This is a genomic window from Streptomyces sp. NPDC048434, assembly GCF_043200375.1.
Taxonomy (GTDB): Bacteria; Actinomycetota; Actinomycetes; order Streptomycetales; family Streptomycetaceae; genus Streptomyces.
The window spans coordinates 26513-46917 of record NZ_JBICXQ010000002.1 but is presented as its reverse complement, the minus strand read 5'-3'; the positions used below and the strand labels follow the sequence as shown (position 1 = coordinate 46917).

The 20405-nt window shown below is 71.1% G+C and carries 18 protein-coding genes; 7 read left to right on the top strand and 11 right to left on the bottom strand.

Annotated elements, in window-relative coordinates; translation table 11 throughout:
• Positions 1–31 precede the first annotated feature (31 nt).
• Both ACGFWI_RS02450 and ACGFWI_RS02445 read right to left on the bottom strand, forming a co-directional pair.
• The gene (locus tag ACGFWI_RS02450; protein ID WP_393904040.1) at positions 32–1444 is read right to left on the bottom strand and encodes an ArsA family ATPase; all 1413 of its coding nucleotides are present in this window, start codon (positions 1442–1444) and stop codon (positions 32–34) included.
• Positions 1441–2499, bottom strand: coding sequence for an ArsA-related P-loop ATPase (locus ACGFWI_RS02445; protein ID WP_393904039.1), 1059 nt, complete (start codon positions 2497–2499; stop codon positions 1441–1443). The genes ACGFWI_RS02450 and ACGFWI_RS02445 overlap by 4 nt, the downstream gene beginning before the upstream one ends.
• Positions 2500–2708: 209 nt before the next feature.
• Between ACGFWI_RS02445 and ACGFWI_RS02440 the strand changes: the two genes are divergently transcribed.
• The 4 genes from ACGFWI_RS02440 to ACGFWI_RS02425 all read left to right on the top strand — a co-directional run bounded on the left by ACGFWI_RS02440 (position 2709) and on the right by ACGFWI_RS02425 (position 5236).
• Positions 2709–2867, top strand: coding sequence for a DUF4177 domain-containing protein (locus ACGFWI_RS02440; RefSeq protein ID WP_003967454.1), 159 nt, complete (start codon positions 2709–2711; stop codon positions 2865–2867).
• Positions 2864–3340, top strand: coding sequence for a RidA family protein (locus ACGFWI_RS02435; protein ID WP_393904038.1), 477 nt, complete (start codon positions 2864–2866; stop codon positions 3338–3340). The genes ACGFWI_RS02440 and ACGFWI_RS02435 overlap by 4 nt, the downstream gene beginning before the upstream one ends.
• A gap of 124 nt (positions 3341–3464) precedes the next feature.
• A complete protein-coding gene (locus tag ACGFWI_RS02430) occupies positions 3465–4403 on the top strand; it encodes an NUDIX hydrolase (RefSeq protein WP_393904037.1) in 939 nt (312 codons plus the stop codon).
• Positions 4400–5236, top strand: a complete 837-nt coding sequence (locus ACGFWI_RS02425) for an MBL fold metallo-hydrolase (RefSeq protein ID WP_393904036.1) — start codon at positions 4400–4402, stop codon at positions 5234–5236. The genes ACGFWI_RS02430 and ACGFWI_RS02425 overlap by 4 nt, the downstream gene beginning before the upstream one ends.
• Positions 5237–5339: 103 nt before the next feature.
• On the opposite strand, the gene ACGFWI_RS02420 is transcribed toward ACGFWI_RS02425, so the two are convergent.
• Together ACGFWI_RS02420 and ACGFWI_RS02415 are read right to left on the bottom strand one after the other, a co-directional pair.
• Positions 5340–6158, bottom strand: coding sequence for a nucleotidyltransferase domain-containing protein (locus ACGFWI_RS02420; RefSeq protein WP_393904035.1), 819 nt, complete (start codon positions 6156–6158; stop codon positions 5340–5342).
• Between the two features lie 237 nt (positions 6159–6395).
• Positions 6396–7070: a Crp/Fnr family transcriptional regulator gene (locus ACGFWI_RS02415; protein WP_006604164.1), complete on the bottom strand. Its 675-nt coding sequence runs from the start codon at positions 7068–7070 to the stop codon at positions 6396–6398.
• A 182-nt stretch (positions 7071–7252) separates the two neighbouring features.
• On the opposite strand from ACGFWI_RS02415, the gene nth reads away from it, so the two are divergent.
• The 3 genes from nth to ACGFWI_RS02400 are packed head-to-tail and all read left to right on the top strand — an operon-like array spanning position 7253 to position 10590.
• A complete protein-coding gene (gene nth / locus ACGFWI_RS02410) occupies positions 7253–8596 on the top strand; it encodes an endonuclease III (RefSeq protein ID WP_393904034.1) in 1344 nt (447 codons plus the stop codon).
• A gap of 52 nt (positions 8597–8648) precedes the next feature.
• Positions 8649–9377: an NUDIX hydrolase gene (locus tag ACGFWI_RS02405; RefSeq protein WP_393904033.1), complete on the top strand. Its 729-nt coding sequence runs from the start codon at positions 8649–8651 to the stop codon at positions 9375–9377.
• Between the two features lie 13 nt (positions 9378–9390).
• Complete coding sequence (locus tag ACGFWI_RS02400) at positions 9391–10590, top strand: MarP family serine protease (RefSeq protein WP_393904032.1); 1200 nt, start codon at positions 9391–9393, stop codon at positions 10588–10590.
• 111 nt (positions 10591–10701) lie between these two features.
• Here ACGFWI_RS02400 and ACGFWI_RS02395 read toward each other — a convergent pair whose 3' ends face one another.
• From ACGFWI_RS02395 to ACGFWI_RS02365, 7 genes are all read right to left on the bottom strand, one after another.
• Positions 10702–10899: a hypothetical protein gene (locus tag ACGFWI_RS02395; protein WP_393904031.1), complete on the bottom strand. Its 198-nt coding sequence runs from the start codon at positions 10897–10899 to the stop codon at positions 10702–10704.
• A gap of 242 nt (positions 10900–11141) precedes the next feature.
• Entirely contained in the window at positions 11142–12080 is a 939-nt protein-coding gene (locus tag ACGFWI_RS02390; RefSeq protein WP_393904030.1) for an alpha/beta fold hydrolase, read from the bottom strand.
• On the bottom strand, positions 12077–12535 hold the full coding sequence (locus tag ACGFWI_RS02385) for a phage holin family protein (RefSeq protein WP_393904029.1): 459 nt from the start codon (positions 12533–12535) through the stop codon (positions 12077–12079). Before ACGFWI_RS02385 ends, ACGFWI_RS02390 begins: the two co-directional genes overlap by 4 nt.
• Before the next feature lie 44 nt (positions 12536–12579).
• Complete coding sequence (nhaA, locus tag ACGFWI_RS02380) at positions 12580–13974, bottom strand: Na+/H+ antiporter NhaA (RefSeq protein WP_393904028.1); 1395 nt, start codon at positions 13972–13974, stop codon at positions 12580–12582.
• Positions 13975–14294: 320 nt separating this feature from the next.
• A complete protein-coding gene (gene acs, locus ACGFWI_RS02375) occupies positions 14295–16259 on the bottom strand; it encodes an acetate--CoA ligase (protein WP_393904027.1) in 1965 nt (654 codons plus the stop codon).
• A 148-nt stretch (positions 16260–16407) separates the two neighbouring features.
• Positions 16408–18744: a SulP family inorganic anion transporter gene (locus ACGFWI_RS02370; protein WP_393904026.1), complete on the bottom strand. Its 2337-nt coding sequence runs from the start codon at positions 18742–18744 to the stop codon at positions 16408–16410.
• 664 nt (positions 18745–19408) lie between these two features.
• Positions 19409–20395 (bottom strand): ATP-binding protein, encoded by a 987-nt coding sequence (locus ACGFWI_RS02365; RefSeq protein WP_393904025.1) that lies wholly within the window; start codon positions 20393–20395, stop codon positions 19409–19411.
• Positions 20396–20405 lie beyond the last annotated feature (10 nt).

Here is a 20405-nt window from a genome sequence, read left to right as displayed (position 1 = left end):
GGTGAGTGACTGAGTCGGCCGTGCGTACGGCTCAGTCGTCGGTGTCCGTGGGGTTCAGCGCCAGACGGTCGCCGATGGCACGCAGCCCTGCGAGGTCATGGACATCGCCGGGCAGCGCGGCAACCTCTGTCACCGGAACCTCGGGATGCAGCGCGGTGAAACGGTCTCGCGTGCGGCGTTCGCGCGCGAGGACCTGCATACGTTCCGCGTGCAGCCGTAGCAGCCCGGCGGCCAGTTGCTCCGCTGAGGCTGATGTGGGTGTCACATGCTCCGCCGCGGCAGCGGGGGAGAGGCCGCCGGCGGTACGTGATCCAGCTTTCCCGCCGTCGAGATCCACAATGCCGGTGGCTTCAAGATTATTTTCTGCGCGGCCGGGAGCCGGGTCGGCGTCCATGGCGGAGCCGGGGGCGGTTTCGGCCGCTGTGCCCGCGGCGACCCCGGTGTCCGAAGCGGTGTCCGTGTCCGCGTGGGTGTCCTCCGCCATGCGGTCCGTCAGGGCCTCCGCGGCGGCCAGGGCGCGCTCGGCGCTCAGTTGGGCGGCGCCGCTGCCGTGCACCCGGTTCAGCACCAGGCCGGCCAGCGGCATCTGCTCGGCGGCCAGCCGCTCGACGAAGTACGCCGCCTCGCGCAGCGCGTCCCGCTCCGGGGCGGCCACCACGAGGAACGCCGTACCGGGCGCCTGCAGCAGGCGGTAGGTGGCGTCGGCGCGGGTGCGGAAGCCGCCGAACATGGTGTCCATCGCGGCCGCGAACGTCTGTACATCGCGCAGCAGTTGGCCGCCCATGAGCTTGCTGAGGGTGCCGGTCATCATCGACATGCCGACATTGAGGAACTTCATGCCGGCCCGGCCGCCGACCTTCGCCGGCGCCATCAGCACCCGGATGAACTTGCCGTCCAGGAAGGAGCCGAGGCGCTTGGGCGCGTCCAGGAAGTCCAGCGCGGAGCGGCTCGGAGGGGTGTCGACGACGATCAGGTCCCAGTCGTCGTTCGCGCGGAGCTGGCCCAGCTTCTCCATGGCCATGTACTCCTGCGTGCCCGCGAAACCGGCCGACAGGGACTGGTAGAAGGGGTTCTCCAGGATCGCGCGGGCCCGGTCGGCATCCGCATGGCCCTCGACGATCTCGTCGAAGGTGCGCTTCATGTCCAGCATCATCGCGTGCAGTTCGCCGCCGGCGCTCTCGTCGACGTCCTTGACCTGGCGCGGGACGTTGTCGAGCTCGGAGATGCCCATGGACTGGGCCAGCCGCCTGGCCGGGTCGATGGTCAGTACGACGACCTTGCGGCCGCGCTCGGCGGCGCGTACGCCCAGGGCCGCGGCGGTCGTGGTCTTGCCGACGCCGCCCGAGCCGCAGCACACCACGATGCGGGTGTGCGGGTCGTCGATCAGCGCATCGACCTCCAGCCACGGGGCCGAGGCGTCCAGCGTCGTGTTGTCCGAGGTCATATGGGCCCCTGTTTCCGCAGGTCTCTCGCCAGGCGGTAGAGCCCGGCGAGGTCCACTCCCTCGGGGAGCAGCTCCAACTCGTAGGTGGGAAGGCCGATTGCGGTCAGTTCGGCGTACTCGGCGCGCTCCAGCTCGACCCGCTCGGCGTGTTCGCGCGCCTGCTCCAGCAGGGGGTCGATCAGGCGGTCCGCCAAGCCGCCGCGGCGGGCACCGCCCAGACCGGCCTCGGAGAGCGCCTTGGCGACGCCCGTACGCGCCCCGCGGGCGGCGATGTCGAGGTCTCCGTTGTCCAGCAGCGCCGGGCGGGTCATGTTGATGACGACGCCGCCCACGGGGATGCCGGCGGCGCGCAGCTCGGCGACGCCGTCCGCGGTCTCCTGGACCGGCATCTCCTCCAGGAGCGTCACCAGATGCACCGCGGTCTCGGGCGACTTGAGGACCCGCATCACGGCCTGCGCCTGATTGTGGATCGGGCCGATCTTCGCGAGGCCGGCGACCTCGTCGTTCACGTTCAGAAAGCGGGTGATCCGGCCGGTCGGCGGGGCGTCCATCACGACCGCGTCGTAGACGAACTTCCCGCTCTTGTCCTTGCGGCGCACCGCTTCGCACGCCTTGCCGGTCAGCAGGACGTCCCGCAGGCCCGGCGCGATGGTCGTGGCGAAGTCGATCGCGCCGAGCTTCTTCAGCGCCCGGCCCGCGCTGCCGAGTTTGTAGAACATCTGGAGGTAGTCCAGAAGGGCGCGTTCGGCGTCGATGGCCAGGGCGTGGACCTCACCGCCCGACCGTCTTCCGCCACCGCCCCGGGAGGGCTCTCCCGCGGACTCCGTCCGGGGGGAGCCCCACGGTGACGCACCTTCCGATGCCGGACCTACCGCGATCTTGCGTTCCTCGTAAGGAAGCGCTTCTGTTTCGAACAACTGGGCAATGCCCTGTCGGCCCTCGACCTCGACCAGGAGGGTACGGCGTCCCTCGGTGGCCAGGGCGAGGGCGAGGGCAGCGGCGACCGTGGTCTTGCCGGTGCCGCCCTTGCCGCTGACGACATGGAGCCTGCTCACGCAAAGGAGCCTAACCAGTCCGCGTCCCGGCTACGCACGGGATACGCCTGGGAAGCCCCGGAGAATCTTCCCGCGGGCCCTCCGGGACGGGTCAGGGATGTTCCGTAGGGGGCCGGTGACCGCGCTCCGGGGCGCCGCACGGGACGGGTGTGGGCGGCCCGTGGCGGACGGCGTCCACCGCTGTCGTGGACAGGCATTACGCTCGGCCCATGACCAAGTGGGAATACGCGACCGTGCCGCTGCTGGTGCACGCGACGAAGCAGATTCTGGACACCTGGGGCGAGGACGGCTGGGAGCTCGTCCAGGTCGTGCCCGGCCCGAACAACCCTGAGCAGTTGGTGGCCTACCTGAAGCGGGAGAAGGCGTGAGCGCGGCGGAGGACAAGATCGCGGCGCTTGGGCTGAAGCTGCCGCAGGTCGTGCCGCCGCTGGCCGCCTACCAGCCCGCGGTGCGCTCCGGCGCCTACGTGTACACCTCCGGCCAGCTGCCGATGGTGGACGGCGCGCTGCCGGTCACCGGCAAGGTCGGTGCCGAGGTCAGCGCGGAGCGGGCCCAGGAGCTCGCCGCGACCTGTGCGCTCAACGCGCTGGCTGCCGTGAAGTCCGTCATCGGTGACCTCGACAAGATCCAGCGGGTCGTGAAGGTCGTCGGTTTCGTGGCCTCCGCGCCGGACTTCACGGGCCAGCCGGGTGTCCTCAACGGCGCCAGCGAGCTGCTGGGCGAGATCCTCGGCGACAAGGGCGTGCACGCCCGGTCCGCGGTGGGTGTGGCGGTGCTGCCGCTCGACGCGCCGGTCGAGGTCGAGATCCAGGTCGAGATCCAGGTCGAGATCGCCGAATAGGCACCCCGTAAGGGCCCTGAGCCCCACCACGTGTGCCGTGCGCCGGAGGGCCCCTCGTCAGCAGGGGCCCTCCGGCGTGGAAGACGCCCTCGAACATCCGCCCGCGAGCGCATAGCATCCGGCCATGTCGTCCACGACCAATGGCCAGTGGTACCCGCCGGAGTGGCCGGACCGCATCCGGGCGCTCGCGAACGGCGAGCTGACCCCTGCCGAGCCCCGGCGGGCCGCCACCGTCCTGCTGCTGCGGGACTCCACCGCCGGCCCCACCGTCCACATGCTGCGCAGACGCGTCTCCATGGCCTTCGCGGGCGGCGCGTACGCCTACCCGGGCGGCTCCGTCGACCGACGCGACGAGCGCCCGGTGGCCTGGGCCGGCCCGTCGCGCGCCCAGTGGGCGGTCCGTATGGGCGTCGACCCGGCCACCGCGCAGACCATCGTCTGCGCGGCGGTCCGCGAGACGTTCGAGGAGGCGGGCGTGCTGCTCGCGGGCACCTCGGCCGAGACGGTCGTCGCGGACACCACCGGCGAGGAGTGGGAGGCCGACCGCGCCGCTCTGGTCGCCCACGAGGTGTCCTTCGCCGACTTCCTGGGCCGTCGTGGTCTGGTCCTGCGCTCCGATCTGCTCGGCGCCTGGGCCCGCTGGATCACTCCGGAGTTCGAGCCACGGCGCTATGACACCTGGTTCTTCGTGGCCGCGCTCCCCGAGGGCCAGCGCACCCGTAACGCCTCCACGGAGGCGGACCGTACGGTGTGGATCCGTCCGGAGGAGGCCGCGGCCGGCTACGACCGCGGTGAGCTGCTGATGATGCCGCCGACCATCGCGACGCTGCGCTCGCTCCAGCCGTACGCCACCGCCACGGACGCGCTGGCCGCGGCGGAGGCCCAGAACCTGACGCCGGTGCTGGCGCGGACCCGCCTCGTGGGCGGCGAGATCGAGCTGAGCTGGCCGGGGCACGACGAGTTCACCAAGCACATCGCGCAGGGCGACGCCGATACCGGTGCCCCATGGGACGGCGACGGCCCCCCGGAGCGCCCCAGCCCCTCGGGAGGGACCCCCGCATGACCGAAGCAGCCGCCCTCCCCGGTCAGCCCCGTGGCGGAGTGATCTCGGGGCCCGCCACCACGCGCGCGCAGTGCGTACTGGCCCCGAACCCGTCGCCGATGACGCTGGACGGCACCAACACCTGGATCGTCGCCGAGCCGGACTCCGATCTCGCCGTCGTCATCGACCCCGGGCCGCTCGACGAGAGCCACCTGCGGGCGGTCATCGACACCGCGGAGCGGGCCGGCAAGCGCATCGCGCTGACCCTGCTGACCCACGGTCACCCCGACCACTCCGATGGCGCCGCACGCTTCGCCGAGCTGACCCGGTCGGCCGTACGGGCGCTGGACCCGGCGCTGCGCCTGGGCGACGAGGGGCTCGACGCGGGCGATGTCATCACCACCGGAGGCCTGGAACTGCGGGTGGTGCCCACACCGGGCCACACCGCGGACTCGCTCTCCTTCCACCTGCCGGCCGACCGCGCGGTACTCACCGGCGACACGATCCTGGGGCGCGGCACCACCATGGTCGCGCACCCCGACGGGCGGCTGGGCGACTATCTGGACTCGCTGCGCCGGCTGCGCTCCCTGACGGTCGACGACGGGGTGGCGACGGTCCTGCCGGGCCACGGGCCGGTGCTGAACGACGCCCAGGGGGCGGTGGAGTTCTATCTGGCGCACCGCGCGCACCGGCTCGCCCAGGTGGAGACCGCGGTCGAGGCCGGCCACCACTCGCCCGCCGACGTCGTCGCGAGCGTCTATGCCGATGTGGACCGCTCGTTGTGGCCGGCCGCCGAACTGTCGGTGCGGGCGCAGCTGGACTACCTGGGCGAGCACGGGCTGATCGAGGACTGAGGGCGGGGCCGGTGACCAGGGCCGGCAGCGCGGGCCTTCTTGGAGGGGCCGTTGGCCGGGGCTGACGGCGAGGACCGCTCCCGGGGGCGGCCGAGAGGCGCCGTCAGTCCGCCTGCGGCTGGGGCGCCTTCGCCCCGTGGACGGCCAGGTACTCGGCGGCCAGCCAGGGGGCGAGGCGGGCGAGCAGCTCGTCCAGCAGCTCCGGATACGCGGCGGGCGTCCGGGCGGCGCGCGCCGCGGCGCGCATCTGCTCGGCGTACGCCGGGTAATAGTGCCCGAACACCTCGGCGGACTCGGTGAGATCACTCGTCCAGCCGCCCCAGCGCGGCATGACCAGGGTGAATCCGGTGCGGACGAGCCGGCGCGCCACGCCCCGGGTCAGCCGGGTGCGCGCTGCCTCCGTAGTGGCCGCCGCGGCCTTCTCGCGCAGACCGGGCAGGCTGCGGAAGAGGTCGCCGTTGGTCTCGCGGGCGAGGAGCGAGGTGGGGCGGTAGCGGGGCAGCCCGGTGGCGAGATCCGCGCCGCTGACGGGGGTGCACAGACAGGCCACGAACCATGCGAGGTCGTACCGCTCCCGCTCGCTGCGCAGGCGGTGCACGCCGAACAGCAGGATTCCCACGCCGCTGATCTGCGGAAACGCGGCATCCAGGCCGTACTCGACGGCATCGACGGCAGCGCGGTCGGCATCGGTGGGCTCGTCCCGCAGGGCGATCAGTGCGTCGAGGTCGGAGACTCCGGGGACGGCGGTGCCGCGCGGGATGCTGCCGAAGAGGTAGCTGCTGTGCAGGCGGCCGGGGCCGAAGCGCGCGCCGATCCGGGCGCCGAGCTCCGCCACGACGGGCGCGAACGGCGCGGACACGCGGTCCAGGGACCCTTCCCGCACGAAGTAGCCGTCCCGGTCCAGCCCCTTGCCGTTGGTCATGGCGCCACTATGGCGAGGGGGCGGTGGGTGCGGCGACCTGATTACGGGGGTGACGGGGGCCGTATACGGGGGTGACGGGGCCCGGTGGTCCGGTGGGGCACCAGGAGGCGGCCGGTGGTTCCACGGGCCCCTGACGAAGGAACCGCTGGCCCCGTGGCCCCGACGAACCGGCCGGCAGGATCCATGGCGAAGGGCCCCGCCGGAGCGGGGCCCTTCCAAGGCTGTGTACGAGCCGGGTCAGCGCGAGCGCTTGGCCAGCCGCTCGACGTCCAGCAGGATCACGGCGCGCGCCTCCAGACGCAGCCAGCCGCGGCCCGCGAAGTCCGCGAGCGCCTTGTTGACCGTCTCGCGGGAGGCGCCGACCAGCTGGGCCAGCTCCTCCTGCGTCAGGTCGTGGACGACGTGGATGCCCTCCTCGGACTGCACGCCGAAGCGGCGCGACAGGTCGAGCAGGGCGCGGGCCACACGGCCCGGTACGTCCGAGAAGACCAGGTCGGACATCTGGTCGTTGGTCTTGCGCAGTCGGCGGGCGACCGCACGCAGCAGGGCCGTGGCCACCTCGGGGCGGGCGTTCAGCCAGGGCTGAAGGTCGCCGTGGCCCAGGCCGAGGAGCTTGACCTCGGTGAGGGCGGAGGCCGTGGCCGTACGCGGGCCCGGGTCGAAGAGCGAGAGCTCACCGATCAGCTCTCCCGGGCCGAGGACGGCGAGCATGTTCTCCCGGCCGTCCGGGGAAGTGCGGTGCAGCTTCACCTTGCCCTCGGTGACCACGTACAGGCGGTCGCCGGGGTCCCCTTCGTGGAACAGGGCGTCGCCGCGGGCGAGCGTGACCTCTCCCATTGAGGCGCGCAGCTCGGCCGCCTGCTCATCATCGAGCGCCGCGAAGAGCGGTGCGCGCCGCAGAACGTCGTCCACGAGATCTCTCCTTGTCGACATGCTCCGGGGGACTGTGGTCCCCATCATGCCGGAATGCAAAACAGTGCGATCAATCACAAGTTTGCCGGACCGGTGCCCGGAGCCGTAAGGCAGGGGGCCGATTGGGGTCAGGAATCACAGTGATCAAGCCGGATGTCAGTGGCTGGCCTTAGTCTGGCCGAGTGTCCAATACGCCGGTGAGAGCAGAGGAGTGGGGGGCCGGAAGAGTGAGTACAGGGCGTGATTCCGCTGTGGGCGAACAGCCGTCCGGCCGCACCTCGAATTCCGGCAAAGGTAACAAATCGCCCTCCGGGGTGACGTCCGGCCAGAAGCCGGTCGTCCGCAGGACCGGCGCGTCGCGACCGGCGGCGCAGGACACCACCGCGCAGACCTCCGTGAAGAAAACCTCGGTAGGCAGGACCTCGGCAGGGAAGAAGGCCGCCGTGAACGACACTCCAGAGCAGCCGCCGGCGGCCACGAAGGCCGCAGCGCAGAAGGCCGTCACGAAGAAGGCCGCAGCGCAGAAGGCCGTCGCCAAGAAGGCCACCGCGAAGAAGCCCACCGCGGCCGCGGAAAAGACCACCGCCAAGAAGACGGCAGCCAAGAAGACGGCAGCCAAGAAGGCAACGGCCAAGAAGACGGCCCCCGCCAAGAAGACGGCGGCGAAGACGACCGCAAAGACGGCGGCGAAGGCGTCCGCGAAGACGACCGCCGCGAAGGCTCCGGCCAAGAAGGCCCCCGCGCGCAAGCCCGAGTCGCGCGTCGCCATGGTGCGGCGGGCCCGCCGGATCAACCGTGAGCTGGCCGAGCTGTATCCGTACGCCCACCCCGAGCTGGACTTCACCAACCCCTTCGAGCTGCTGGTCGCCACGGTCCTGTCCGCGCAGACCACCGACCTGAGGGTCAACCAGACCACCCCGCGTCTCTTCGCGGTCTGCCCGACGCCCGAGGACATGGCCGCGATGGATCCGGAGCGGCTGGAGGAGCTGATCCGGCCGACCGGCTTCTTCCGTGCCAAGGCGAAGTCGCTGCTCGGTCTGTCGGCCGCGCTGCGCGACCGCTTCGGCGGTGAGGTGCCGGGCCGTCTGGAGGATCTCGTCACCCTCCCCGGGGTCGGCCGCAAGACCGCCAATGTGGTGCTCGGCAACGCCTTCGGTGTCCCGGGCATCACCGTCGACACCCACTTCGGCCGTCTCGCGCGCCGTTTCGGCTGGACCACCGCGGAGGATGCCGAGAAGGTCGAGGCGGATGTCGCCGAGATCTTCCCCAAGAGCGAGTGGACGATGCTCTCGCACCGTGTGGTCTTCCACGGCCGCCGCGTCTGCCACTCCCGCAAGCCCGCCTGTGGAGCCTGCCCCATCGCCCCGCTGTGCCCCGCCTACGGAGAGGGCGAGACGGACCCGGAGAAGGCGAAGAAGCTGCTGAAGTACGAGCTCGGCGGCCAGCCGGGGCAGCGGTTGAAGCCGCCGGCCGACTACCCGGGGCAGCCCGCGCCCCCGATGGCGCCCCCGGTGGCCGCTTCATGACAGCACCCGCCCAGAGGTGACCGACGATCGACACCAGGCCTGAGGGGCGCGTATGAGGAGTGCACGGGAGCAGCGGTACGGCGAGGAGCCGGACGTCCGCGGCGCGGCGTCCGGCCGGGACGTCACGGTCACGACCGACGGCCTGCCCGAGTGGCTGGCCCCGGTGGCCCGCGCGGCCGCCACGGTCGAGCCGCGCCAGCTCAGCCGCTTTCTGCCGCCGGAGAGCGGCGGCCGGCAGTCCGCGGTGCTGATCCTCCTCGGTCACGGCGCCCGCGGCCCCGAGCTGCTCCTGATGGAGCGCGCCGGGACCCTGCGCTCACATGCCGGCCAGCCCTCCTTCCCCGGCGGCGCCCTTGACCCGGAGGACGGCGACCCCGACGGGCCCGGTCCGGTGCGGGCGGCGCTGCGGGAGGCTCAGGAGGAGACCGGCCTCGACCCGTCCGGTGTACAGGTCTTCGGCGTGCTGCCGCGGCTCTACATCCCCGTCAGCGGCTTCGTGGTGACGCCCGTCCTGGGCTGGTGGCGCCGGCCGAGCCCGGTCGGGGCGGTCGACCAGGCGGAGACCGCCCGGGTCTTCACGGTTCCCGTGGCGGATCTCACGGACCCGGCCCATCGTGTGACAACGCGCCATCCCAGTGGCCACGTCGGCCCCGCGTTCCTCGTCGAAAACGCCCTGGTCTGGGGCTTTACGGCCGGAGTTATCGACCGGATCCTGCACTACTCCGGCTGGGAGATTCCGTGGGACCGTGACAAGGCGGTCCCACTGGACTGGCGCTCATGAGACGGTGTCCGGCGTGAACGTCCTGGACATCCTTCTGCTGGTCGCGGCCGTGTGGTTCGCCATCATCGGCTATCGGCAAGGCTTTGTCGTCGGCATCCTGTCCGTGATCGGCTTCCTCGGGGGCGGTCTGATCGCGGTCTATCTGCTGCCCGTGATCTGGAACGAGATCACCGGAGATGCGACGCCCGGCACCTTCGCGGCCATCGCGGCCGTCGCCATCGTGATCGTGTGCGCATCCGTGGGCCAGGCGCTCACCACCCACCTGGGCAACAAGCTGCGCCGCTACATCACATGGTCACCGGCGAGAGCACTGGACGCGACCGGCGGTGCGCTGGTCAACGTCCTGGCGATGCTGCTGGTCGCCTGGCTGATCGGCTCGGCGCTGGCCGGTACGTCCCTGCCGACGCTCGGCAAGGAGGTCCGCAATTCCAAGGTGCTGCTCGGTGTGTCCCGGGTGATGCCCCAGCAGGCCGGCACCTGGTTCGCGGACTTCTCCTCGGTCCTCGCGCAGAACGGCTTCCCGCAGGTCTTCACGCCGTTCTCCAACGAACCGATCAACAATGTGCCGGCGCCCGACCCCCGGCTGGCCACCAGCCCGGTGGCGGCGCAGGCCAGGCGCAGCATCGTCAAGGTCGTCGGCACGGCCCCCGGTTGCGGCAAGGTACTCGAAGGCAGCGGCTTCGTCTTCGGCCGACATCGCGTGATGACCAACGCCCATGTGGTCGGCGGTGTGCGTGAGCCGACCGTCCAGGTGGGCGGCGAGGGCCGTACGTACGACGCCAAGGTCGTGATCTACGACTGGCGGCGCGATATCGCGGTCCTGGAAGTGCCCTCACTGGAGGCGCCGGCCCTGCAGTTCGCCCGCGCGGACGCGAGCAGCGGCAAAAACGCCATCGTCGCGGGCTTCCCGGAGAACGGCGGCTATGACGTCCGCTCCGCCCGTATCCGCGGTCGTATCCAGGCCAACGGCCCGGACATCTACCACCGCGGCACAGTCGCCCGCGATGTCTACTCCCTCTACGCCACGGTCCGGCAGGGCAACTCCGGCGGCCCGCTGCTCACCCCGCAGGGCAAGGTCTACGGCGTCGTCTTCGCGAAGTCGCTGGACGACTCGCACACCGGCTATGCGCTGACCGCCGACGAGGTCCGCCAGGACATCCTCAAGGGGCGTACGGCCCGGCAACAGGTCGACAGCCAGGGCTGCGCGATCTAGAACCCGTCCGCAAAGCCCTGAGGGCGTGTCCGGCGGTCATGGCCGGACAGACGGTGTGGGGCGCGCCAGGCGCGGGGAGACGTGCTTCCCGCGCCCTGTCGGCGTCCGTGGTCAGGTACGGGGATGGCGTAGCCGCGCGCTCATCCAGCGCGCTCTGCGGCGCAGGATGCGAGGGATGCCCATGGGGTGCGCCGGGTCGGGGGATTGGCCGGACCCGAGGTCCGGGGCTCCCCTGTCCTGAGTACCCACTGCAGCGGCACTGCTGCGGCGGTTGCGTGCCACGTCACGGTAGTCGTGCGTCCAGCCCATACCCTCGACTCTGCCCGTGGCCCAAGGTCCGTAACCGCCTCGGGGACCGCCAATTGGCCTATGCGCCAGGCAAGTGGCTGTTCGTCAGACGGGCGTTCGAGCCCCGGGTGGGCGTGCCCCGCTGAGCGGTTCGGCCCGCCCGCTCAGCGGGCGCGGGCGCACGGAAAAACCGGTATGCATGACTCCTGAACGGTCGGGCCCGGGGCCCTTGTTGTCGCCGGCCCGCTGTCGCGCGCGGCGTGTCAGCGATCGGGTTCCGGGTCCTTGAGCCAGTTGATCAGCTCCGTGGAGAACGCCACCGGGTCCTCCTCGTGCGGGAAGTGGCCCAGACCGTCGAACAGCCGCCAGCGGTACGGCGCCTCGACGTACTGGCCGGAGCCGGCCGCACTGCGGGTGCGCATCACCGGGTCGAGTGAGCCGTGCAGATGCAGCGTCGGGACCCGTACGGGCATCTTCATCCGGCGGTTGAACTGGATTCCGTCGGGGCGCGCCATCGACCGCACCATCCAGCGGTACGGCTCGATCGAGCAGTGCGCCGTCGAAGGGATGCTCATCGCCCGCTGGTAGACCGCGATCGCCTCGTCGTCCGGCAGCCGGGGCCCGGACCAGTCGCGGATCATCCGGCCCACCAGCGCCGCGTCGTCGGCCGTCAGCCGGCGCTCCGGGAGCCAGGGCCGCTGGAAGTTCCAGATGTGCGAACTCTGCGCGCTCTGCCGGGGGTCGGCGAGCATCGCCGAGCGCCAGCGCCGCGGGTGCGGCATCGAGGACACGGCCAGCCGGCGCACCAGCTTGGGCCGCATCACCGCCGCCGTCCAGGCGAGGTAGCCGCCCAGGTCGTGCCCGACGAGCGCGGCGTCCGGCTCGCCCAGGGACCGTATGACGCCGGTGACGTCCAGGGCGAGATTCGCCGGGTCGTAGCCGCGGGGGGTGCGGTCGCTGCCGCCGACGCCCCGCAGGTCCATCGCCACCGCGCGGAAGCCCGCCTCGGCCAGGGCCGGGAGCTGATGCCGCCAGGTCCACCAGAACTGCGGAAAGCCGTGCAGCAGCAGCACCAGCGGGCCGTCGCCCATCTCCGCGATGTGGAAGCGGGCGCCGTTGGCCGCGACGTCACGGTGCGAGACCGCTTTCCCGCCGGGGACATCGAGCCGTACGACCGAGGCGGTGCTGTCAGGGGCTGTCATACCGATGAGCGTGTCACAGACTCCAGCGCCGGGTGTTCCACCGGGGCCACGCGCGGATGCGGCTTGGCCTTCTGGAGCACGGCCGCGGTCTCCTTGGCCGAGGTGATGGACTTCTCCGGCTTCTTGATCTTCTTGACCTTGGCCATCGCGATGAGAGCCAGCAGGCCGGCGAGGACCAGGAAGGCACCGCCGACGATCAGGAACGACCAGGCGAGCCCGAGCCCGAGGTTATGGATGCCGTAGGCCGCCGCGAAGCTCAGCACCGGCAGTGCGAACAGTGCCAGCGCGCCCGCGACCATGAACGCGGCACTGCCGATGCCCGCCCGCTTGGCGTCCTGGCGGAACTCCGCCTTGGCCAGCGCGATCTCGTCGTGCACCAGCGCGGACATCTCGGCGGTGGCCGTGGCCACCAGCTGTCCGAGGCTGCGGTCCGTGCCGTCGTCGGCTGCGCTCATCGCCGTCTCCCTCTTTTCTTCACCCGGATGCAAAGCCTCTCAGATCATGCCGGACCATCGTCTCCGGCATGCCTGCTGGAGGCCACTTCGGCAAGCCGCCGGTGTTCCGCGGCCTTGGCTTCGTGGATTGCCGCCATCCGCAGGTGGTATTCCGGCTTGTCGAGTTCGTAGACGTCAGGGATGCCGTCCTGGTCCTCGTCCCGCTCCTCTTCCTCGCACAGCTTCCTGTACTTGGTGTTACGGAGCTTGAGGAGGATGCCGGCGAAGACGGCCGCCAGCAGCGAGCCGATCAGCACCGATGCCTTGATCTCGTCGGTCAGCACCGGGTTCTCGGAGAAGGCGAGTTCGCCGATGAGCAGCGAGACGGTGAAGCCGATGCCGGCCAGGGAGGCGAGGGCGAAGACATCCGGCCACTTGAGCTCGGGGTTGAGTTCGGCCTTGGTGAAGCGGGCGGTGAGCCAGGTGCCGCCGAAGATGCCGAGTGCCTTCCCCACCAACAGGCCGAGCACGACCCCCAGCGTCTCCGGCCGGGTGAAGACGTCATGGACCGCGCCGCCGGATATGAAGACGCCCGCGGAGAAGAGGGCGAACAGCGGCACGGCGAGGCCGGCCGAGAGCGGGCGGACCAGATGCTCGATGTGCTCACCGGGGGACCGGGTCTCCCCGTCGCGCCGGGTGCAGCGCAGCATCAGGCCCATGGCGACGCCGGCGATGGTGGCATGCACCCCGCTGTTCTCCATCAGGCCCCAGATGACCAGGGCGAGCGGGACATAGACGTACCAGCCCCGGACGCCCTTGCGCAGCAGCAGATAGAAGATCACCAGGCCGGCGACGGCCAGGCCGAGCGCCAGGAAATTGAGCGTCGAGGTGAAGAAGATCGCGATGATCAGGATGGCGAAGAGGTCGTCGACGACGGCGAGCGTGAGCAGGAAGGCGCGCAGCGAGGCGGGCAGGGACGTGCCGATGACGGCCAGTACGGCGAGCGCGAAGGCGATATCGGTGGCGGTGGGGACCGCCCAGCCCTGCAGTGAGCCGCCGCCGATGCTGTTGACGGCGAAGTAGACGAGGGCCGGCATCGCCATTCCGCAGAGCGCGGCGATCACCGGCAGCGCGGCGGCCTTCGGGTCGCGCAGCTCACCGGCCACCAGTTCGCGCTTGAGCTCGATGCCTGCGACGAAGAAGAAGACCGCGAGCAGCCCGTTGCCGGCCCAGTGCTGGATGGACAGGTCCAGGCCCAGCGCGGCCGGTCCCAGATGGAAGCCGCGGACCGCTTCATAGCTCCCGCCGAGGGTGTTTGCCCAGATCAGGGCCGCTACGGCGGCGGCGAGCAGCAGGACGCCGCCGACGGTTTCGGCGCGCAGCGCGTCCGCGATGAAATTCCGCTCGGGCAGCGGCATCCGCCCGAGGAAAGGGGGGCGGCGATTGGTGGGGGCGCTCACGCGGTGACCTCCGGGCCTCTCGGTAGCTGCGTACGGCTGTTGCAGTTGCCGACCAGACTTCCCGGCGCACCCTGAGTTTCTTAGCGTGTCATTGACGCGGCTCCCACTTTACCGGGCAGGTGCAGGCGGCTATCCGGTGGCCTCACTTTACGGGCAATTCGGGCCTCGGGCCGCTGGAGAGGCCGGCCGCAGCCGGGCCCTGGAGCGGGGCCGGGGTGCGCTCTTTGCGGAGCCGGTCCGACCGGAGGGGCGGACCGCCGGGGACGACGGAGGGGCACCCGGCCGCGTCGGCCGGGTGCCCCTCCTGTCGTCCGTTCCGCTCAGTCCTCGGAGGGTGCGCTCGGCAGCTTCGCCTGGATCAGGTCCATCACCGAGGAATCGGTGAGGGTGCTGACATCACCGAGGTCGCGGTTCTCGGCGACATCGCGCAGCAGCCGCCGCATGATCTTGCCGGAGCGGGTCTTGGGCAGCTCCGCGACCGGCATGACCCGCTTGGGCTTGGCGATCGGGCCGAGCTGCTGGGCGACATGGGCGCGCAGCTCCTCGACCAGGCCCTCGTCCTCCGCCGCACCGCCACGCAGGATGACAAAGGCGCAGATGGCCTGGGTGGTCTGCGGGTCGGTGGCGCCGACGACCGCGGCCTCGGCCACCTTCGGGTGCGAGACCAGCGCCGACTCGACCTCGGTCGTGGAGATGTTGTGGCCGGACACCAGCATCACGTCGTCCACCCGGCCGAGCAGCCAGATGTCGCCGTCGTCGTCCTTCTTGGCACCGTCGCCGGCGAAGTACTTGCCCTCGAAGCGGGACCAGTACGTGTCGAGATAGCGCTGGTCGTCGCCCCAGATCGTGCGGAGCATGGACGGCCAGGGCTCGGTCAGCACGAGATAGCCGCCGGCGCCGTCGGGCACCTCGCGGGCATCGTCGTCCACGACGGTCGCGGCGATACCGGGCAGCGCCACCTGGGCCGAGCCGGGCTTGGTGGCCGTGACGCCCGGCAGCGGGCTGAGCATCATCCCGCCGGTCTCGGTCTGCCACCAGGTGTCGACGATCGGCGTCGCATCGGCCCCGATGTGCTTGCGGTACCACATCCATGCCTCGGGGTTGATCGGTTCGCCCACCGATCCGAGGATCCGCAGCGACGACAGATCGAACTTCGCCGGGATGTCGTCGCCCCACTTCATGCAGGCGCGGATCGCGGTCGGCGCGGTGTAGAGGACCGTCACGCCGTACTTCTGCACGATCTCCCACCAGCGGCCCTGGTGCGGGGTGTCGGGCGTGCCCTCGTAGAGCACCTCCGTCGCGCCGTTGGAGAGCGGGCCGTAGGTGATGTACGAGTGGCCGGTCACCCAGCCGACGTCGGCGGTGCACCAGTAGACGTCGGTCTCCGGCTTGAGGTCGAAGACCGCGTGGTGGGTGTACGAGACCTGGGTGAGGTAGCCACCGGTGGTGTGCAGGATGCCCTTGGGCTTACCCGTGGTGCCGGAGGTGTAGAGGATGAACAGCGGGTGCTCGGCGTCGAAGGCCTCGGGCGTGTGCTGGTCGCTCTGCGGCTCGACGATCTCGTGCCACCACACGTCCCGGCCCTCGTGCCAGTCGACGTCCTCCTGGCCGGTACGGCGAACGACCAGGACGCTGCGGACGTTCTCCGTGCCGGGCCTGGTCAGCGCCTCGTCGACGGCGGGCTTGAGGGCCGACGGCTTGCCGCGGCGGTAGCCGCCGTCGGCGGTGATCACGACGCGGGCGTCGGCGTCGTTGATGCGGGTGGCCAGCGCGTCCGCGGAGAATCCGCCGAAGACGACGGAGTGCGGGGCGCCCAGGCGCGCGCAGGCCAGCATGGCGATGACCGTCTCCGGGATCATCGGCATGTAGATGGCGACCCGGTCGCCGCTGTGCACGCCCAGCTCGATCAGTGCATTGGCGGCCTTGGAGACCTCGCGCTGCAGCTCGGCGTACGTGATCGCGCGCGTGTCACCCGGCTCGCCCTCGAAGTGGATGGCGACCCGGTCGCCCAGCCCGTTCTCCACATGCCGGTCCACGCAGTTGTAGGCGACGTTGAGCTTGCCGTCGGCGAACCACTTCGCGAAGGGCGCGTTGGACCAGTCGAGGGTCTGGGTGGGTGCGGTCTCCCAGGACAGGCGTCCGGCCTGCTCGGCCCAGAATCCCAGCCGGTCCGCCGCGGCCTGTTCGTACGCGGCGGCCGTGACGTTGGCGTTCGCGGCCAGATCGGCGGGCGGCGCGAACCGCCGCTCCTCCTTGAGCAGGCTGGCCAGGCTTTCGTTGCTCACAACATCTCCCAATCCCAGGGCGTCCGATGTGTCCCCAGGTCATAGCTCATCAGCCCATGACCGGCCCTGACAAGGCCTGTGGAAAATTATTGGTGTAGACCTGTTGTTCCGAGGGCTGTTCCAGGGATGTTGAGGGCCGCCGCGCAGGTCAGACCGTCACAGGTGCCGGTTCGCCGCGGACCGCGCAGAACCGCCCGGTGGCCTCGTCGAGCACGTATGTCTGGGCCTCGCCGACATGGAAATACATGCCGTGCAGCGTGAGCGCGCCCTCGGCCTCCCGGTGGGCCACACAGGGGTGCGCCCTGAGGTGGTCGAGCTGCTGCATGACGTTGACGAGTGCCAGCCGCTCCTGGTCGTCGCTCACCGGTCGTCCACTCAGGGCGACTTCCCCCCGCCCCAGCCGCCCGATGCGCTGCATACGGGCCAGGCTCGGCCGGCCGTGCCGCAGCCAGCGGGTGAGCGGGGTCGGCTCGGCCTCTTCCGGTGCGGCGGCGCCCAGCAGCGCCCCCATGGCGCCGCAGCCCGAATGGCCGCACACCGTGATCGAACCGACCCGCAGCACCTCCACGGCGTATTCGATCGCTGCTCCCACGGAGTCGCAGGAGGTGTCCGAGCCGGGCGGCGGCATCAGGTTGCCGACATTGCGCACGGTGAACAGGTCGCCCGGCCCACTCGACGTGATCATGCTCGTGACCAGCCGGGAGTCGGCGCAGGTCAGAAACAGCTGACTGGGCCGCTGGCCCTCGCGCGCCAGTCGGGCCAGCTCCTCGCGTACGAGCGGGGCCGTATGGCGCTGGAACGCGCTGATCCCGCCCAGCAGTTGGCTGCCGCTGCTCTCCGGGGCCGCCGCCCGGCCGGGGGCGGGCCGGGTGCAGTGGTGGTTGCGCCACGGTGTCCACGGCCGGCAGGAGTGCGCACTGGCCGGCTCGGCGATCGGCCGGCCCGAGCGGCCCCCGAGGGTCACCCAGCCGCCGTGCGCCCGATGGGCGGTGGACCAGGACTGCAGCGCCTCGTAGGCGGCATGATCCATGAACGAGCCGCACAGCTCGACGACGACATCGGTGTGTGCCGGCACCTGCGCCAGCGCCCGGGTCAGCCGCGGCACCGCCAGAAACGTCAACTGCCCGCTGACGCGCACCCGGTAGCCGCCGGCCTCCTCCGTCACGGTGGTACGGGTGTGTGTCAGCCGGCGCAGCGCCAGGAAGAGCGCGACCGCGATGCCCGTCAGTACGCCCTGGAGCACCCCGAGGAGGACGACGCCGCCCAGGGTGGCGGCGTACACGGGGAATTCGCGGTGCCGCTGTACGTGCCGGATGTGCGCAAAGCTCACCATCCGTACGCCGACGACCATCACCAGCGCGGCGAGCGCCGCCAGCGGGATCAGCTCCAGCACCGCGGCCAGCAGGCCCGCACACAGCAGCACCCATACGCCGTGCAGCACGGTGGCGCGACGGGTGGCCGCACCGGCCCGCACATTGGCCGAGCCGCGGATCGCGCCTCCGGAGACCGGCAGCCCGCCCAGCAGCCCGGAGACGGCATTGGCCACCCCCTGACCGGCCAGTTCGCGGTTGAGCCGCGCACGCCCCGTGGGGGCGCCCGGCCGCTCGGCCGTCAGCCGGTCCACCGCCACCGCCGACAGCAGCGATTCCATACTGGCGACGAGGGTGACGGTCAGCACCGCGGCGGCGAGGGCCGGAAGGGAAGCGTCCGGCAGTGCGGGGGGCTCGGGCAGCCGCCAGGACGGCAGCTCCACCCGCGCCACCGCCGTCCCCGCACTGACCGCCGTCGCGGCGAGCACAGCGGCGAGCGGGGCCGGCAGCACCCGCGCCCACCGTCCGGCACGGCCCGGCAGCCGCCCCCAGCCGATGAGCACGGCGACGGTGACGGCGCCGATCAGCAGCGCGGCGGTGTGCGGATGCGCCAACTGGCCGGGCAGTGCAGTGGCGTTGTCGAGCGCCGAGCTGTCGGGGCTGCCGCCGAGCACCACATGGAGCTGGCCGAGGGCGATGGTGACCCCGATGCCCGCCAGCATGCCGTGCACGACCGCCGGGCTGACGGCCAGCGTCGCACGGGCCACGCGCAGTGCACCCAGGGCGAGTTGGGCGAGGCCGGCCAGGACCGTGATGGCGCAGGTGGCGCGCCAGCCGTAGCGCTGGACCAAGTCGGCGGTGACCACCAGGAGGCCGGTTGCCGCGCCGCTCACCTGGAGCGGGGCGCCGCCGAGCAGACCGGCGACGATGCCGCCGACGGCCGCGGCGACCAGGCCGGCCTGGAGCGGGGCGCCGGTGGCCAGGGCGATGCCCAGCGACAGCGGGACGGCGAGCAGGAAGACGACGACGGAGGCGGAGAGGTCCCGTCGGAAAGCGGCCCGGCCGGCCTTCTTCGTGCGGGGGCCGGGCCTGGAAGATGTGCGTGGCTCGGGAGGGATCTCGGCGTGGTGCGAGGTGCGCGGCGGCTGCGGCGGCGATTTCTCGATCTGCGGCATTCCCGTCTCCTCCGGGGCGACGCGGTCGCGCGGGGCGCGATCGTGGGCGGCGGTGTACTGCGGCGGGACGTGAGCCGGCCGGCGGGCGTCGCCGTTGGGCGACGGTCCGGTGACTCTCAAGCATCGGTAAATGAACCGTAATGACAGGTAAAGGAAAGGAGAAGGCTTTACCGGCATATGCCGCCATCCTTCCCCCTATCAGGTGAATGTGATGACGTTCGGCTTGCCGTTTCAAAGCCTCTTCTTGACGCATGAAGCCATCGCGCAATTATTCCGATTAATCGTCGGGAAGGTGCGTGCGGGCACCAGGAATGCGGTGGCTGATGGCGGCCGCGTCAAAGGCGACGGCGTCAAAGGTGACCGCATTCATTGGGGTGGTGGTCGCACCGGCGGTGGTGGCCGACTGCCCGGCGGCGACCCTCAACGGGCCGCCACCCAGCACGAAGGCAGGGGCGGGCGGCACCCGAGAGCCCGGCCCGTACGGGCCGACTGCTCGGTGACGGGCCGACCGCCTGCGCCGGAGGGCAGCACCAGCTCGGACCTCGCCGCCTCAAGCCGGGCAAACCGCCCCCCAACGGTTCGTGGTCTCCTCCCGGCACGGCACCATCCGTGCCGACGGGCAAGCAGCCCTGGCCGGCCGCGCCCGTCGGCGTCGCCTGGCAGGTCAGGCGGGCTGTGGGGTGGCCGTCCCCTCGCAGAGCACGAAGGACGGGTCGACCTGGGCCGCCAGGTCGACCCCGGTCTTCGCATTGCCCCAGCTCTCCGCGTTCTTCAGGTGGAAGTGCACCATCTGGCGCGTATACCGCTCCCAGTCACGGCGCCCGTAAGCCGCATCGGCCGTGTGGTGCAGTGTCTCCAGGGCCTGGCGGTTGCCCTCCTCCAGGTAGCTGAAGGGGGTCGGGCGGCCCTTCTCCATGGCGCGCACCCAGTCGGAGTGGCCGACGGTCACCAGCAGGTCCTCGCCCACCTCGTCGCGCAGGAACGTCAGATCCTCGGGGCCCTGCACCTTGTTGCCCACGACCCTCAGGGGGACGCCGAAGTCCCGTGCGTACTCCTTGTACTGGCGGTAGACGGCGACGCCCTTACGGGTCGGCTCGGCAACCAGGAAGGTCATGTCGAAGCGGGTGAACATCCCGGACGCGAAGGAGTCGGAGCCCGCCGTCATATCGACGACGACATACTCCTCGCGGCCGTCCACCAGGTGGTTCAGGCACAGCTCCACCGCGCCGACCTTGGAGTGGTAGCAGGCCACGCCCAGGTCGGACTCCGTGAACGGCCCGGTCGCCATCAGCCGCACGGCGCAGTCGTCGAACTCCACCCTCCTGGCGCAGGCGTCGTAGACGGGGTTGTCCTCGCCGACCCGCAGCAGCCGTGAGCCCTCGCCGGGCGGGGTGGTCTTGATCATTGATTCGGAGGACGGGATCCGCGGGTTGCTGCCGCGCAAGTAGTCCTTGATCAGCGGGAGATGGGCGCCCATCGCGGGAAGTGCGGCGCCCTCCCTCTCGTCGAGGCCGAGGGCGGCGCCCAGATGCTGGTTGATGTCGGCATCCACGGCGATCACGGGGAGCCGGGCCGCGGCGAGATGCCGGATGAACAGGGAGGACAGGGTGGTTTTGCCGCTGCCGCCCTTGCCTACGAAAGCGATCTTCATGTTCACCAAG